The 15,108-nt window shown below is 55.3% G+C and carries 14 protein-coding genes; 12 read left to right on the plus strand and 2 right to left on the minus strand.

What is annotated here, in order from left to right; all coding sequences use genetic code 11:
* Positions 1 to 12 precede the first annotated feature (12 nt).
* The 5 genes from UCI88_RS07530 to UCI88_RS07550 all read left to right on the plus strand — a co-directional run bounded on the left by UCI88_RS07530 (position 13) and on the right by UCI88_RS07550 (position 7,157).
* Positions 13 to 1,566, plus strand: coding sequence for a putative polysaccharide biosynthesis protein (locus UCI88_RS07530; RefSeq protein WP_407944386.1), 1,554 nt, complete (start codon positions 13 to 15; stop codon positions 1,564 to 1,566).
* A gap of 120 nt (positions 1,567 to 1,686) precedes the next feature.
* Positions 1,687 to 2,148 (plus strand): MarR family winged helix-turn-helix transcriptional regulator, encoded by a 462-nt coding sequence (locus tag UCI88_RS07535; RefSeq protein ID WP_256179241.1) that lies wholly within the window; start codon positions 1,687 to 1,689, stop codon positions 2,146 to 2,148.
* Positions 2,145 to 3,236, plus strand: coding sequence for an efflux RND transporter periplasmic adaptor subunit (locus tag UCI88_RS07540; RefSeq protein WP_256179240.1), 1,092 nt, complete (start codon positions 2,145 to 2,147; stop codon positions 3,234 to 3,236). Before UCI88_RS07535 ends, UCI88_RS07540 begins: the two co-directional genes overlap by 4 nt.
* The gene (locus tag UCI88_RS07545; protein ID WP_256179239.1) at positions 3,233 to 6,274 is read left to right on the plus strand and encodes an efflux RND transporter permease subunit; all 3,042 of its coding nucleotides are present in this window, start codon (positions 3,233 to 3,235) and stop codon (positions 6,272 to 6,274) included. The genes UCI88_RS07540 and UCI88_RS07545 overlap by 4 nt, the downstream gene beginning before the upstream one ends.
* 181 nt (positions 6,275 to 6,455) lie before the next feature.
* The gene (locus tag UCI88_RS07550; RefSeq protein WP_330024160.1) at positions 6,456 to 7,157 is read left to right on the plus strand and encodes a flavodoxin; all 702 of its coding nucleotides are present in this window, start codon (positions 6,456 to 6,458) and stop codon (positions 7,155 to 7,157) included.
* Between the two features lie 71 nt (positions 7,158 to 7,228).
* Here the strand turns inward: UCI88_RS07550 and UCI88_RS07555 are convergent, their stop codons facing one another.
* Both UCI88_RS07555 and UCI88_RS07560 read right to left on the minus strand, forming a co-directional pair.
* Positions 7,229 to 7,834 carry a hypothetical protein gene (locus tag UCI88_RS07555; protein ID WP_044503722.1) on the minus strand — a complete coding sequence of 202 codons (606 nt, stop codon included), beginning with the start codon at positions 7,832 to 7,834 and terminating at the stop codon, positions 7,229 to 7,231.
* 27 nt (positions 7,835 to 7,861) lie between these two features.
* Positions 7,862 to 8,308 carry a DUF6173 family protein gene (locus UCI88_RS07560; protein ID WP_230198047.1) on the minus strand — a complete coding sequence of 149 codons (447 nt, stop codon included), beginning with the start codon at positions 8,306 to 8,308 and terminating at the stop codon, positions 7,862 to 7,864.
* A gap of 224 nt (positions 8,309 to 8,532) precedes the next feature.
* Here UCI88_RS07560 and hslO point away from each other — a divergent pair, with 224 nt between their 5' ends.
* The 7 genes from hslO to UCI88_RS07595 all read left to right on the plus strand — a co-directional run bounded on the left by hslO (position 8,533) and on the right by UCI88_RS07595 (position 15,079).
* Positions 8,533 to 9,423 carry an Hsp33 family molecular chaperone HslO gene (gene hslO / locus UCI88_RS07565; protein WP_044503723.1) on the plus strand — a complete coding sequence of 297 codons (891 nt, stop codon included), beginning with the start codon at positions 8,533 to 8,535 and terminating at the stop codon, positions 9,421 to 9,423.
* Between the two features lie 28 nt (positions 9,424 to 9,451).
* Positions 9,452 to 10,249, plus strand: a complete 798-nt coding sequence (gene mtnP / locus UCI88_RS07570) for an S-methyl-5'-thioadenosine phosphorylase (RefSeq protein WP_044503724.1) — start codon at positions 9,452 to 9,454, stop codon at positions 10,247 to 10,249.
* A complete protein-coding gene (gene mtnA, locus UCI88_RS07575) occupies positions 10,249 to 11,304 on the plus strand; it encodes an S-methyl-5-thioribose-1-phosphate isomerase (RefSeq protein ID WP_256179237.1) in 1,056 nt (351 codons plus the stop codon). The genes mtnP and mtnA overlap by 1 nt, the downstream gene beginning before the upstream one ends.
* A 17-nt stretch (positions 11,305 to 11,321) precedes the next feature.
* A complete protein-coding gene (locus tag UCI88_RS07580; protein ID WP_044503726.1) occupies positions 11,322 to 12,563 on the plus strand; it encodes an adenosylhomocysteinase in 1,242 nt (413 codons plus the stop codon).
* Between the two features lie 15 nt (positions 12,564 to 12,578).
* A complete protein-coding gene (locus UCI88_RS07585; protein WP_256179236.1) occupies positions 12,579 to 13,859 on the plus strand; it encodes an amidohydrolase in 1,281 nt (426 codons plus the stop codon).
* A gap of 116 nt (positions 13,860 to 13,975) precedes the next feature.
* Positions 13,976 to 14,221 carry a hypothetical protein gene (locus UCI88_RS07590; protein ID WP_044503728.1) on the plus strand — a complete coding sequence of 82 codons (246 nt, stop codon included), beginning with the start codon at positions 13,976 to 13,978 and terminating at the stop codon, positions 14,219 to 14,221.
* Between the two features lie 372 nt (positions 14,222 to 14,593).
* A complete protein-coding gene (locus UCI88_RS07595) occupies positions 14,594 to 15,079 on the plus strand; it encodes a GNAT family N-acetyltransferase (protein WP_256179235.1) in 486 nt (161 codons plus the stop codon).
* The last annotated feature ends 29 nt before the right edge of the window (positions 15,080 to 15,108 follow it).

A 15,108-nucleotide genomic window follows, 5' to 3' on the forward strand; every position in this document is an offset into this window, starting at 1 on the left:
TTACGCGGCGCCATGGTCCTCACCGTAGCCGGCATCGTCGTCAAGATCTTAGGCGGGTTGAACCGCATTTTCTTATCGCGGCTCTTAGGCGGCGAGGGAATCGGCCTCTATCAGATGGCCTATCCGGTCTACATCCTGCTCCTCAGCATCATCGGCGCCGGTATTCCCATTGCCGTGTCGATCATGATTGCCGAACAAGCGGCCCGAGGCCATTACAGCGGCGTCCGCCGCATCTTTCACGTGACCTTGGCCTTTATGACCGTCGTCGCCGTCCTCTGCGGCCTGGCCCTGCCTTTTGGAGCCCAGGCTATGATCGAGTTCGGCATCGTCCGCGACAGTCGGGCCCTGCCGGCCTTAGCTGTGTTGGCACCGGCCTTAAGCTTATCGGTCATCGTCTGCTGCTTCCGCGGCTATTTCCAAGGCCTGCAGCTCATGACGCCGACGGCTCTGTCCCAGATGGCCGATCAATTCGTCCGCGTCTGCACCATGCTCGTTCTCGCCTGGATTTTCCTGCCCAGAGGTCTTGAGTGGGCGGCGGCCGGTGCTTCTTTCGGTGCCGTTCCCGGGGCAGCTGCAGGGCTCATCCTCATCGCCTTCTTATACTACCGTCATCAACGGAATCCGTTACCCGATGACGACGGCGTCTTCGTCATCCAGTCGGCGCGGCACATCATCCGCCGCCTCGTCGTCTTAGCCGTTCCCGTAGCGGCAGCCAACATGCTCCTTCCGGCCGTAGCCAGCATCGATCTCTTTATCGTGCCTCTGCGGCTGGAAGCGGCCGGTTACAGTACCCATGAGGCGACAGCCCTCTATGGCTACCTGACGGGCATGGCCAACGGCCTCGTCCAATTGCCGGCAATCTTGACGATTTCCTTGGCGACCAGCTTAGTACCGGCCGTCTCAGCGGCCTTTTCCCAGGGGAGAAGGGACGTCGTCCTGTCCCGGACCCATACGGCGATGCGCATTGCCAACGTCATTACCATCCCGGCCTGCTTGGGGCTGGCCGTGTTAGCCGTGCCCATTTCACGTCTCTTGTATGCTACGCCGGCTGCAGGGCCTGCTATCGGCGTCCTGTCCATTTCGGTCTTTCTCGTCGGCCTCCAGCAGATTACCAGTGGCCTTCTGCAGGGCATGGGGCGGACGGCCGTGCCGCTCTACAATATGGCCGCTGCAGCTGTCGTTAAGATTTTCTTGAGCTGGCACCTGACGGCCATTCCCTGGCTCGGTGAAGTCGGGGCCGCTTGGGCGACCAATGCCGATTTAGCCGTAGCTACAGCCTTGAACCTCTATTTTGCCCGCCGCTTCGTCGGCTACGGCGTCCAGTGGGGCTATGTCGGCCGCTTGTTCCTGTCGGGGGCTGCCATGGCCGGTACGGCTTGGATCATCCACCACAGCCTGCTCAACCTGGTAGGGAATACGTTGGCCACCATCATGGCCATGACGGCTGCTGCCGTCGTCTATCTCATCGGCATCTTTGCCTTCCGGGCCGTTGCCGTAACGGACCTTGCCAAACTGCCCGTCATCGGGTCGAAACTTGCCGCCATGGCTGAAAAATTAGGAAAATAATACAGATATAAGAGGATTGCCTTCGTAAGGGAATCCTCTTTTTTTCTTGCTTTTGGCAAATCCCTTTGCTATACTATAAGAAAATGGTTGATTCAATCAACTAATAAAGGGGACAATAAGATGAATTACTTATGTGTCGGTCACGATTTCGGGGTTATCAATATGCGGTCCCAGGCCTATATTACCGAAGCCTGTCAGCCTTGGAACCTGTCTTATTCAGAATACGTGACCCTCATGACCCTCTATGATTTCGACGGCTCCAGCCAAAGCGAGCTCTGTAACGAGATGAAAGCCGATAAGGCCCTCGTTGCTCGCAGCCTGAAAACCTTGGAAGAGAAAGGCTACGTCTGCCGCCGCCAAAAGGACGGCGACCGGCGCTTTAAGTTTATCTATCTGACGCCTAAAGCCAGGGATATTCAAGGGGAGTTGGCGGGATTTTTAGAAACCTGGATTACCTATCTCGTAGAAGGTTTTGATGAAACGAAGCGCGATGAGATGCTTACCATGCTGCACGCCATTGCCGAGCGGGCTGATGAAGCCGATATACGCGCTGTGAAGAAAAAGGGGGAGATGATACGATGAAAGGGTGGCATATGAAGTACATCCTCGCCGCAGCTGCCATCGTGGCGGCCGTGACTTTAGCCGGCTGCGGCAGTGAGCAGACCGCGGCCGAACCGGATCAATTGGTAAAGACCATGGAAGTCGGAAAAACGAATGACAGTACGGCCGGTACCTATTCGGGGACGGTAAAAGGGCGCTATGAAAGTAAGCTCTCTTTCCAGGCCGGCGGCCGGATTACGACGCGCAATGTTCAGCTAGGAACGCGGGTCAAGGCCGGCGACGTCTTGATGACCGTCGATCCCAAGGACATCATGCAGGCCGTCAACCAGTCTCAGGCTCAGGTCGATGCGGCAGCGGCTCAGCTCCAATTGGCGGCGTCTAATTTAAAGCGCTATAAGGAACTATATGCCTCGGATGCCGTCAGCGCCGCTGACCTCGATCAGTTCCAGACAGCCTATGACCGGGCCGCAGCCCAGTATAATCAGGCTCAGGCCGGCCAGCAGGCCCAGGACAATCAGCTGTCCTATACACAACTGACGGCCGATGCCGACGGCGTCATCGCTGCTGTCAGTGCCGAAGTGGGACAGGTCATCCCGGCCGGTCAGCCTGTCGTCACCTTGGTCCATGACGGCGACCTGGAAGTCACCATTAACGTACCGGAAAATAAACTTTCCGACTTTCCTGTCGGAAAAGCCGTGACCGTATCCTTCTGGGCCCTTCAGAACCAGACCGTGTCCGGCGTCGTCCGCGAAGTGGCGCCTATGGCCGATGCCGTATCGCGGACCTATGAAGTCAATATTACCCTGCAAAATCCGCCCCAGGGCCTGCAATTGGGCATGACGGCATCGGTTGCCAATGCCGGTGAAGAACGGGCTGCCGCCGATACGGTCGTCCTGCCGTTATCGGCCATTTATCAGACCGGCAGTACGCCTCAGGTCTGGGTCGTCGGTAAAGACAAGACCTTGTCCCTGAAAAATGTGTCCGTTGAAACCTTTGGCGACAACAGCGTCAAGGTCACAGGCCTTCAAAAAGGGGATATTGTCGTTACGGCCGGCGTCCATAAATTACGGGCCGGCGAAAAAGTCCGCATTGAGGGGGACGATGTATGAGAAACTTATCAGAAGTATCCCTCCGTAACCGGGCCTTAGTCTGGTATTTCATCATCCTCGTGGCCATTGCCGGCGTCTTTTCCTATATCAAATTGGGACGGATGGAAGACCCGACGTATACCGTACGGACCATGATCGTCACCGTCGCCTGGCCGGGAGCTACGGCAGAACAGATGGAAGAACAGGTGACCGACAAGATTGAAAAGAAACTCCAGGACACGCCGCACCTCGATTACCTTAAGAGTTATTCCCGGCCGGGGCAATCGGTCATTTACGTCAATTTGGACGATAAGGCGCCGCAAAGCAGCATCCGCGATACGTGGCACGAAGTCAGAAACTTGACGGAAGACGTCAAACGCGACTTGCCCGACGGCGTCTACGGTCCGTACTATGACGACCGCTTCGACGACGTCTTCGGCTCCATCTATGCCCTCACGGGCGACGGCTATTCTTATGAAGAACTGCGGCAAAAAGCCGAAAAGATACGCCGCATGATGATGAACGTCGACGACGTCAGCAAAGTCGAACTCGTCGGTGAACAGTCAGAAAAAATCTATATCGAAGTGGCCAATGCCAAACTGGCCGAACTGGGCATTCCGCCGACGGTCATCGCCAATGCCGTCAAGGGCCAAAATGAGATGACGCCGGCCGGCATGGTGAACACCGAGTCGGACAACGTTTATCTTCGCCTGTCCGGCGTCTTTAAGGACGTCGAAGGCATCCGCAACCTGCCCATCAATGCCAACGGCCGCATCTTCCGCTTAGGCGACATCGCAACCGTCGAACGGCGTTATACCGAACCGGCCGACCCTAAGATGTTCTATAACGGCAAGCCTGCCGTCGGCATCGCCCTGTCCATGAAGGACGGCGGCAACAATTTAAAGCTCGGCGAAAACCTGAAAAAGCTTGAAGCCAGCGTCAAAGCCGACCTTCCGGCCGGCATGGAAATGAACCAGGTCTCGGACCAGCCGCAGATCGTCAAAGAGTCCATCAGTGACTTTACGGAAACACTGTGGGAAGCCATCGCCATCGTCCTCGTCGTCAGCTTCATCACCCTGGGCCTGCGGACGGGCCTGGTCGTCGCCTTCTGCATTCCCTTGGTCCTTACGGGCGTCTTCTGCGTCATGGAAATCACCGGTATCGACCTTCATAAGGTATCCTTAGGGGCCCTCATCATCGCCTTGGGCCTCCTCGTCGACGACGCCATCATTGCCGTCGAAATGATGACCGTCCAGCTCGAAAAAGGGAGGAGCCGCATCGACGCCGCCTGCTACGCCTTTCGGGCTACGGCCAAGCCCATGCTGACCGGGACCCTCATTACCTGCGCCGGCTTCATTCCCGTCGCCTTTTCCGATGGCGCAGCCGCTGAATTTTGTAAAGCCCTATTTCCGGTCATCACGGCAGCTTTGGTCCTGTCGTGGATCGTATCGGTCATGGTAGCACCTCTTTTTGGCTACTACCTCATCAAGCCCAAACAGAAAGAGGGCGAGGACCCGGAAAAGCTGTATACCAGTCGGTTCTACGTCTTTTTCCGCAAGGTCCTGAACTGGTGCCTGACCCATCGCGTCATCGTCATCGGCGGGACGGCTGCAGTCTTCGTCATTTCGGCCGGGCTGACCTATTTTATTCCGAAAGAATTCTTTCCTCCGTCCCTGCGGCCGGAACTCATCGTTGAAATGACCCTGCCCGAGGGCTCCTCTATGGAAGCGACCCAGAAAGAAGCGTCCCGGTTGGCTCAGTACCTTGACGGCCAGCAGGATAAATTGAAGAATTACTCGTATCACGTCGGCCAAGGAGCACCGCGGTTCGTCCTGACTGTCGAGCCCGTCCTTCCGGCCGATAATTACGCCCAGTTCGTCGTCGTCGCCAAGGATACAGAATCGCGGGAAGCCCTGGCAGCCTCCTTGAAGACGGAGCTGGCCGATAAGTTCCCCAACGTCCGCAGCAATATTAAGCACATCTCTTTGGGGCCGCCGTCGGATTATCCCATCATGATGCGCGTATCGGGTTACGATAAGGACAAGGTCAAAGCCTATGCCGAAGAGATTGCCGCCCGCATTGCCAAAGACCCGAATACGGAAAACGTCTTCCTCAACTGGGATCAAAAAGATAAGGTTATGCACGTCGAGCTCGACCAGGATAAACTGCGGGCCATGGGGATTTCCGGTCAGGATATTGCCCAGACCCTGTATACGGAACTGTCCGGGGCGACAGTGGCCCAGTACTATGCACCGGATAAGACCATCGATATTCAGCTTCGCCTCGACGATAAGGACCGCCAGGATCTTTCAGCCATCCAGAGCCTGCTGGTCTACGTCGGCCAAGCCGGCTACGTTCCCTTGGAACAGATCGCCCGCATTTCCTATCAAGGCGAAGACGGCCTCATTTGGCGCCGCAACTTAAAGCCGACGGTTACCATTAACGGCGGCATCAAGTCGGGAACGGCTGACGATGCGACGCAAAAGGCTTACGATTCCATCGCCGACATCCGTGATAATATGCCTTTCGGCTACACGGTGGAAGTGGACGGCTCTCTGGAAAACAGCCAAAAATCCTTGAAATATCTCTTGGGTCCCGTGCCTGTCATGGTCATCATCATCATGACCTTGCTCATGTTCCAGCTCCGGAGCCTGCCCCTTATGGGACTGACTCTGATTACGGCTCCTATGGGACTCATCGGGGTCTCCCTGGGGATGCTTCTCTTTAGAGAGTCCTTGGGTTTTGTAGCCTACCTCGGCATCCTGGCTTTAGGGGGCATCATCATCCGCAATTCGATTATCCTCCTCGACCAGATCGAAAAGCATATGGCTGCCGGCGAAGACCCGTGGCACGCCATTATCGATTCGGCGGTCCTGCGCTTCCGGCCCATCATGCTGACGGCCGCGGCGGCCATTTTAGGCATGGTTCCCTTGATGACCAGCGTCTTCTGGGGCCCCATGGCCGTGGCCATTGCCAGCGGTCTCTTAGTGGCCACCGTCCTGACCCTCTTGGTCCTGCCGACGATGTACGCCGCCTGGTTCAAAGTAAAAAAAACATAGTTTCTATTTAGGTCTGCATCGTCTCGATGCAGGCCTTTTTGGCATCGGAGAATCCGGTATGGCACAGACTGTTGTTTTACAAGGGAATCTTACTATCGTATAATATAAAGTATAGATAAGAAATTAACTGATGGGGGATTTCTCTATGATAAAACGTGCTTCTGTCCTCGTGGGGACTCTTGTGTTAACACTCCTTCTGTCCGCCTGTGCCAGAGGTCCGGCACGGACTGACAACGATACCCATCGGGAAACCCTTGCCCAAAATGAAAAGAAGCCGGTTTCGACGGCTGTCGTCCATAACGGCCAGGGGAATCCCCGCCGCGTCCTCATTGCTTATTTTACGTATCCCGATAATACAGATGCCCAAGCCATTCATTCCAAGGAATACGACGTCATGACGTCGGCCAGCCTCAATGTAAAAGACGGTGAAATCATCGGAAACGATGCCATGATTGCCAACGAAATCGCCCGGGAAACCGGCGGCGACGTCTTTTCCATCCTGGCCGAAAAGCCTTATTCCGCCGACTACGATGCCATGATTCGTGATGAAAAGGCGGCGGCTGCCCGTGATGAACAACGGGAGCTGAAAAGCCACGTCGGTGATATGAGCCGGTACGATACGGTCGTTTTGGTCTATCCCATTTGGTGGGATGCCCTGCCGGCACCGGTTACGTCCTTTTTGACGGAAAACGATTTTTCCGGGAAGGCCTTGTATGCCGTGGCTTCGTCTGGGGACAGTGATTTTGTCGATACCGTCGAAGACATTGCCGCACTCGAGCCCGACGCGGACGTCTATGAAGGCTTCGTCCTCCGTCATGACGAGATGGGCGAAACGTCCGATGCCGTTCGTCAGTGGCTTAAGACGGCGAATTTCATGAAATAAAAAACTCTCCGGTTACACCGCTTGGCGATGCAGCTGGAGAGTTTTTCGTAAATAGAACGGGGATACCGGTCTTAGGAATGACGATGATAGAGGATGAGGCCGCCTTTTTTGCGGTGGCCCGTATTCCACAGCCCGTTGAAGTCGAGCCAGCGCCAGGAGCCGTAGGTAACGGCTTTGACCATGAAGTCGCCGTCGAATTCGGTGTAGCCCGTCAGTAAGAACCAGTGCCAGTCATAGAATTTAAAGTTGGGATTGTTGTGATGCAGGACCAGGTGGGGGATGGGCCATCCGGCGTCGATTTGAGCCTTGATGACGTCTTTCGTTTCCTCTGCCGTCTTATCGCCGGACCAGGGGTCCATGGTGATGTCGTCGTCGCCGTGGTCGGTCAGGAATTGGCCCATGCCGTCGATGTACATGTCGAGGCGGTCGATGCCGCCCCAGCGCGGACGGAGATAGGGCTTCATGACATTGGTAAAGGCGATGTAGTCCTTCTTGGCGACGTCTTCGGTCTCGTAGGGATAGAGGCCTTGGGCGTCTTTATAGCGCGTAAAATAAATGGAAGAATCGCAGGCCGTCACAGCAGCGCAGCCGCCGAGGTTCATCATGCGGTCCGTCAGCCAATCCTGATTACCGCCGTAGGCCGAACCGATATAAAAATAAGGGAGTTCATGTTTCATTAAAGGCATATCCTTTCGTAATAATACTTAATCTTGAGCATCGTGTATGATGTCGGGTTCTGCTTTTTGGGTAAAGCCGATGACCCGGCGCGGTTTTTGGATGTCATCTTGTCGGGGGACAGCCACCAAGAGCAGGTTGAGCTGGGACAGGTGCTGGACCAGTTCGACGGCCGAGCCGTCTGAGAGTTCGCCGTAAAAGACGATCATATTCGGGTCCCAGTAGCCGATATCCTGAATGCTGAAGGTAATGTCGCCGGCCGAGACCAGGCGGCCGCCGGCCTGCATCGTATCGGGGAGTTCCGATTCAAAGTTGTTGATCAAAGCGACGATGCGCTGATACATATCGGAGGCCATATACGGCGCTTCCGGGTCCTCCGTTTCCGTTTCCGGAGCCGGCGGACAGAGGGCCATTTCCTTGACTTCGTCGGGGAATACTTCTTCCTGTACGGGGATCGTTTTCTTTTCTGTCTTCATGGATATCACTCCTTCTTGGCTGCTTCCTAATACTATTCGAGATGAATACGGCAAATTCCTGCTTAAAAAGCGGACAAACTTTATCTATTTTGAATAGAATGATTGAGTAAAAGGCAAGAAAAGGGCGGCCGCTATGGATGGGGCTTTTGGGGGCGGGACTGGCTAGGGGTGGACAGATGTTGTATAATAAGGATTGGATTTGTAGAGAAAGGATAGAATCGATTATGATCAGAGACAATCAAATTATTCACTATACATCAGATGAGGCCATCCGCGTGTCCATTGCCTTTACGGCAGGCATCGTGGAAAAAGCCCGTCAGAGCCATAACTTATCGCCTGTGGCCTGTGCCGCCTTGGGCCGGACCATGACCGGGGCAGCCCTTCTCGCCGGAGACTATAAGAACCACGAAGGCGTATCCATCAAGATCGCCGGCGACGGCCCTTTGGGCGCCGTCCATGCCGACTGCTTCGATACCAATAAGCTTCGCGGCTACGTCGACAATCCGACGATTGATTTGCCTTTAAAACCGAACGGCAAACTCGACGTCTCGGCTGCCGTCGGCCGCAACGGCCAGATGACCGTGACCCGCTTTACGCCGAAGACGACGACCTATACCAGCCAGGCCGACCTCGTGTCCGGTGAAATTGCCGAAGATATCGCCTACTACCTCTATACATCGGAACAGGTGCCGTCGACGATCAACTTAGGCGTCCTCGTCGACCGGGATTACACCATTGCCGCTGCCGGCGGCTTCCTCGTTCAGGCCCTGCCCGGTGCCAAAGATGAAGACCTGGCTCGTGTCGAAGCCAACATCACCCAAGTCGGCGCCTTGACGACGTACCTCAAGGACCATCCCAAGGGAGAAGGCCTGATCGACATCATCCTCGGCGGCATGCATTATAAAGAATTGTACCGTCAGCATCTCTACTGGCGCTGCACCTGCTCGCGCCAGCGCTTTGAAAGTGCCTTGCTATCCCTGCGCCCGGAAGACAAAGAATCCCTCTTGAAGGATCCCCAGGTCGAAATGACCTGCCATTACTGCGGCGCCAAGTATACCCTGTCCCACGACGAAGTAGCGGCCTTATACGAAAAGGCCGGGGCAGACAAGCATTGATCTTCATTTCATAAAGGGAGGTTTTATCATGGGACTTATTGCCATCATCGGCGGTACCGGAGTCTGTGATCCGAAGATTTTGTCCAATGTCCGCGAAGGGTACATGGATACGTATTACGGTTCTATTCGTTACTGGAAGGGGACGTATCAGAACCGAGACCTCATCTTTTTAGCCCGTCACGGCCGGATGCATTCCATTCCGCCGCACCTCATCAACTATCGGGCCAACATTCTCGGATTGAAGCGCCTCGGCGTCACGGCCATTTTGGCGACGACGGCTGTTGGATCCATGAATCCCGAGTACAAGCCCGGGGACTTCGTTTTGCCCGACCAGTTCATCGACTTCACCAAGAGCCGGCACACGTCCTTTTTCGACGGCGGTGCCAACGGCGTCGTCCACGTCGACATGACGGAACCTTACTGCCCGACCCTGCGCCGCCACGTTATTCAGGCAGCGACTGACGCGGGAGACTGCCGTCTCCATGCTACGGGAACCTATGTCTGCACCGAAGGGCCGCGGTTTGAAACGCCGGCGGAAATCCGGATGTTCCAAAAACTCGGCGGCGATATCGTCGGCATGACCAACGTTCCCGAAGTCTGCCTGGCCCGGGAAGCGGAAATCTGCTACGCCACGGTGTCCATGGTCACCAACTTTGCTGCCGGCATTTCCGATAAGCCCCTGACCCATGAAGAAGTCGTCGATGCCATGGCCAAGAGCTCCCTGCGCCTGCGCCAGCTCATTTTAAAGAGCATCGAAAACTATCCCGTCGATGAAGACTGTGCCTGCCACCATACGCTCCAGGCTTACGGAGGGTTTACGGTATAATGGAAACGTTGCGCTGGAAAAAGGGAACTCTCTATCTCCTCGATCAGACGGTTCTGCCCTTTACCGAAACCTATCTGACCTGTACGACCTGGCAGGACGTCCATAAGGCCATTTCCGTCCTGGCCGTCCGCGGCGCTCCGGCCATCGGCGTTGCCGCCGCTTACGGCGTCGTCTTAGGTGCCCGCTCTATCCTTGAAAAGCCCGGTGAAAAGCCTTTTATAACGGCCCTTCAGGATATCTGCACAAATCTTGACGGGGCTCGCCCGACGGCGGTCAACCTCCACTGGGCCTTGGAGCAAATGATGGCCTGCGCGAAGGCCCATGGCGGCGAAAGTCCGACGGCGATCGTCCATGTCTTAGAAGACATGGCCAAAGCCATCCATGCCGACGATGTGGCCATCAATACGGCCATGGCCGGCTGGGGTGCCGATGAAATCGGGAAAGGGGACCGCCCCTTGACCCTTCTGACACACTGCAATGCCGGAGCCTTGGCGACGGCCGGCGTCGGCACGGCCCTCGGCGTCATTTCTGAACTCCATCGCCGGGGACAGGTCAAGATGGTCTATGCCGATGAAACGCGGCCCCTCCTGCAGGGAGCGCGGCTGACGGCTTTTGAGCTCATGGCAGGCGGCGTTCCGGTTACGCTCATTACCGATAACATGGCCGCCTGGACGATGAAAGAAAAGGGCGTCGACGCCATCATCGTCGGTGCCGACCGCATTGCCGCCAACGGCGATACGGCCAATAAAATCGGGACCTACGGCCTGTCCCTGATGGCCAAGGTCCTGGGTATTCCCCTGTATATTGCAGCGCCCCTATCGACCTTTGACCGGTCGATTGCCGGCGGCAGTCAGATCCCCATTGAAGAGCGCAGTCACGACGAAGTCCGCTCTTTCAGAGGCGCTGCCACAGCCCTTTCGGATACGCCGGTCTACAACCCGGCCTTTGATGTGACGCCCCATGAAAACATCCGGGCCATCATCACCGAAAAGGGCATCATCAGCCATCCCGATACGGAGGCTGTACAGACATTTTTTGACAAGCATTCATTATAGAAAGAGGTATGAACTGTATGGAATCAATTATTCGCGATATCAAATTAGCTAAGAGCGGCCATGAAAAAATCAATTGGGTCGACCGTCACATGCCGGCCCTCAATGCCATTGGCGACAAATTGAAAGCCGAACAGACTTTTAAGGGCAAGACCATCTGCGTCAGCGTCCACCTCGAAGCCAAGACGGCATATCTGGCCGAAGTCCTTCACCGGGCCGGCGCTAAGGTCATCGTTACCGGCAGCAACCCCTTGTCGACTCAGGACGACGTCGCAGCAGCCCTCGTCGAAGACGGCCTGACGGTCTATGCCTGGTACGGCGCAACCGATGAAGAATACTTCGATTTTCTGAATAAATCCCTCGACCATAAGCCGGACATCATCATCGATGACGGCGGCGATCAGGTCCATCTGCTGCACACGACGCGGAGCGACGCCATGGAAAACCTCCTCGGCGGCACGGAAGAAACGACGACCGGCGTCAACCGCCTCCACGGCCTCGATAAAGCCGGCCAGTTGAAGTTCCCCATGATTGCAGCCAACGATTCGTACTGCAAATATCTCTTCGACAACCGCTACGGTACAGGCCAGTCGACATGGGACGGTATCATGCGCACGACGAACCTCACTGTCGTCGGCAAGAAAGTCGTCGTCGCCGGCTACGGCTGGTGCGGTAAGGGCTGCGCTATGCGCGCCAAGGGCCTTGGTGCTCACGTCATCGTTACCGAAGTCGACCCGATCAAAGCTATTGAAGCCGTATTCGACGGTTTTGAAGTCATGCCTATGGCCGAAGCGGCCAAAGTCGGAGATATCTTCGTCACCTTGACCGGCGACAAAGACGTCATCCGCGGCGAACACATGAAGAACATGAAAGACGGCGTCGTCCTGGCCAATGCCGGTCACTTCGACGTCGAAATCAACCGCCCCGAACTGGAAGCCCTCTCGGTCCGCCATTTTGAAGCTCGCCACAACATCGAAGGCTATGAACTCCCCAACGGTCATGTCATCAACCTCTTGGCGGAAGGCCGTCTGGTAAATCTGGCTGCCGGCGACGGTCATCCGGCTGAAATCATGGACCTGTCCTTTGCCGTTCAGGCCCTGGCTGCTAAATACATCCTCGACCATCATACGGAACTTGAAAACCATGTCTATGTCCTCCCTCATGAAATCGACGACGATATCGCCAAAATCAAACTGGCTTCCATGGGGTACGCCATCGATACCCTCAGTGAAGAACAGCGCAAATACTTGAATCTCGACTAAGAGGAGCGGACTAGGATGAAAAAACTGATTCAGCACGTCGGCCTCTATCGGGACCACAAGGTAACAGAAAATCAAAATATTGCCATCGACGGCACGAAAATCACGGGCTTTCCCGAAAATCCCGTCCTTTCCGATTACGATGAAGTCATGGACGGCAAGCAGATGCTGGCCCTGCCGGGCTTCGTCAACACCCACAACCACATCGCTATGACCGTCTTCCGCAGCTATGCCGATGACATGCAGCTCATGGATTGGCTCCAGAAGAAAATCTGGCCGGCCGAAGATAAGCTTGACGGCGACGTTGTCTACGCCCAGACCATGCTCGGTATTGCCGAAATGATTCGCTGCGGTACGACGTCCTTTGCCGACATGTACTTCTTCATGGATGACGTCGCCCGCGCCGTCGACGCTTCCGGAATCCGGGCCTGCCTGAGCCGGGGCATGACGGGCATTACGCCCAGTGCCGAAACGGCCCTCAAGGAAAATAAACAGCTCTTTTTAGACTGGCATAAAAAAGGGGATGGCCGCATTACGGTCATGCTCGGACCTCATGCGCCGTACACCAATACGCCGGAATACCTCTCCCGCGTCGTCGATTTGGCCCATGAATTAGGGGCTGAAATCCACACCCATTTGTCGGAAACGAAGGGCGAAGTCGAAAACATTAAGCAGCAGTACGGCAAATCGCCCATTGCCTGGTTCAACGACCTGGGCCTCTTCGACACGGGCTGCCTGGCGGCCCACTGCGTCTGGGTCGACGACGACGACATGGATATTATGCTTAAAAAACACGTCCGCGTCGCCCACAATCCCGGCAGCAACTTGAAACTGGCCAGCGGCTTTGCTCCCATCGCTAAGATGCTGAAAAAGGGTATCACCGTCGGCCTCGGCACGGATGGCGCCTCGAGCAACAATAACCTCGACATCGTCGAAGAAATGCACTTGGCGGCGCTTGTCCATAAGGCCAACACCCTCGATCCGACGGTCATCCCGGCTGAAACGGCTATCAACATGCTGACTGAAGGCGGGGCCAAATGCCTGGGCTACACCGATGTGGGCAAACTCGAAGCCGGCTACAAAGCCGACATCACCTTAGTCGACCGCGAAGGCCTCCATTGGTACCCGAAACACGACGCCCTCAGCCTCATGGCTTACAGCGCCAACAGCATGGACGTCGACACGGTTTTGGTAAACGGGGAAGTCCTCCTGCGGAACAAAGAGTTTACCAAACTCGACATCGAAAAGATCAAAGCTGAAGCCGAACGGACCAAAGAAAAACTCTTTGCCCAAATTTAGCCTTTACGCAAGGGAGTGGCCCCTGCGATTACGGCTTGTTTTATTCCCGAAAAGCGTGTATAATTAAATTCAATTTGAGGCTATTTATGTACGTTTACAGGGAGATGCATCGATTCATGAATAAAACGCTCGTCACGGCTGCCTTCGTCGTCTTGGCACTGCTCTTGTCGACACACTGGGATTTACCGGCCATTAAGATCCTCTTGACCGGTTGTCTCCTGGGCTGGTTGGCCCGGTCCGTCGTCGCGAATATAAAGGAAAGCAACCGGAAAGCCGAAGTACGGCGAAATAAACGGCTCCGCCGCATGGCTGCCGATCACGCAGCCAGGGAAGAAAGCCGTGCCGGTGTAAGCGAACACTGAAGCATAAAGGGCGACATAAAGCCTTTTGAAAAGGACTTGTGTGAGGTAAAAACTTCATACAAGTCCTTTTCTGTATCTGCCGCTGTGACAGGCCTTTTCCGGTGAAAATCACAGCCGTTCGAATGGTTCGGAGGGATGCTTCGATTCCCGGAAGGGGCCGGAGTTACAGGGGTATTTATTCGATGCCGACCGGCTGCTGCTGTTGAAAAAGAGCGATATGACGGTCTGGAACTTTCGGGACGTTCATTTACGGACTTTCTCCAGACGTTTTCCTGTAGCTTTTTCTCGGCATTTACGATATAATATTTGAAATATACGTTCACTGTGTCCGACTGTAAGAGGCAGGAGGGCCGTGATGGAAGGAGCGATGGCATGAATATCAGAACGGCAACTCTCGACGACCTTAAGGCTGTCACCGCCGTAGAAGCGGCTTGTTTTCCGGCAGCCGAGGCGGCATCGGAAGAACGCCTGCGCGGCCGTATTTCCTACTTTGGCCGTCATTTTTGGCTGCTCTTTGGCGACGATGGGACTCTTATTTCTTTCGTCGACGGCATGGTTACGGATCAACGCGATTTGACGGACGACCTCTATGGGGATGCCTCTCTCCACGACGAAAAGGGTGCTTGGCAGATGATTTTCGGCGTCAATACATTGCCAAGTTATCGGAAGCACGGTTATGCCGCATTACTTCTCACGAAAGCTATCGACGACGCCCGCAAAGAAGGCCGCCAGGGACTGGTCCTGACCTGTAAGGAAAAACTCCTGCATTATTATGCTAAATTCGGCTTTAAAAACGAGGGACTCAGCACCTCGGAACACGGTGGCGCCGTTTGGTATCAAATGCGCCTTACTTTTTAATGAAGGCGGATGAAGGCTTCTTTATACGT

Source organism: Megasphaera massiliensis, assembly GCF_036305205.1.
Classification (GTDB): domain Bacteria; phylum Bacillota; class Negativicutes; order Veillonellales; family Megasphaeraceae; genus Megasphaera; species Megasphaera massiliensis.

What these genes read in the sequence shown, in the direction of transcription:
- UCI88_RS07535 (WP_256179241.1), top strand. Translation starts at nt 1,687, where the DNA reads ATGAATTACTTATGTGTCGGTCACGATTTCGGGGTTATCAATATGCGG.
- mtnA (WP_256179237.1), top strand. Translation starts at nt 10,249, where the DNA reads ATGGAAACGTTGCGCTGGAAAAAGGGAACTCTCTATCTCCTCGATCAG.
- UCI88_RS07590 (WP_044503728.1), top strand. Translation starts at nt 13,976, where the DNA reads ATGAATAAAACGCTCGTCACGGCTGCCTTCGTCGTCTTGGCACTGCTC.
- UCI88_RS07545 (WP_256179239.1), top strand. Translation starts at nt 3,233, where the DNA reads ATGAGAAACTTATCAGAAGTATCCCTCCGTAACCGGGCCTTAGTCTGG.
- mtnP (WP_044503724.1), top strand. Translation starts at nt 9,452, where the DNA reads ATGGGACTTATTGCCATCATCGGCGGTACCGGAGTCTGTGATCCGAAG.
- UCI88_RS07540 (WP_256179240.1), top strand. Translation starts at nt 2,145, where the DNA reads ATGAAAGGGTGGCATATGAAGTACATCCTCGCCGCAGCTGCCATCGTG.
- UCI88_RS07560 (WP_230198047.1), bottom strand. Translation starts at nt 8,308, where the DNA reads ATGAAGACAGAAAAGAAAACGATCCCCGTACAGGAAGAAGTATTCCCC.
- UCI88_RS07595 (WP_256179235.1), top strand. Translation starts at nt 14,594, where the DNA reads ATGAATATCAGAACGGCAACTCTCGACGACCTTAAGGCTGTCACCGCC.
- UCI88_RS07585 (WP_256179236.1), top strand. Translation starts at nt 12,579, where the DNA reads ATGAAAAAACTGATTCAGCACGTCGGCCTCTATCGGGACCACAAGGTA.
- UCI88_RS07555 (WP_044503722.1), bottom strand. Translation starts at nt 7,834, where the DNA reads ATGAAACATGAACTCCCTTATTTTTATATCGGTTCGGCCTACGGCGGT.
- UCI88_RS07530 (WP_407944386.1), top strand. Translation starts at nt 13, where the DNA reads ATGGTCCTCACCGTAGCCGGCATCGTCGTCAAGATCTTAGGCGGGTTG.
- hslO (WP_044503723.1), top strand. Translation starts at nt 8,533, where the DNA reads ATGATCAGAGACAATCAAATTATTCACTATACATCAGATGAGGCCATC.
- UCI88_RS07580 (WP_044503726.1), top strand. Translation starts at nt 11,322, where the DNA reads ATGGAATCAATTATTCGCGATATCAAATTAGCTAAGAGCGGCCATGAA.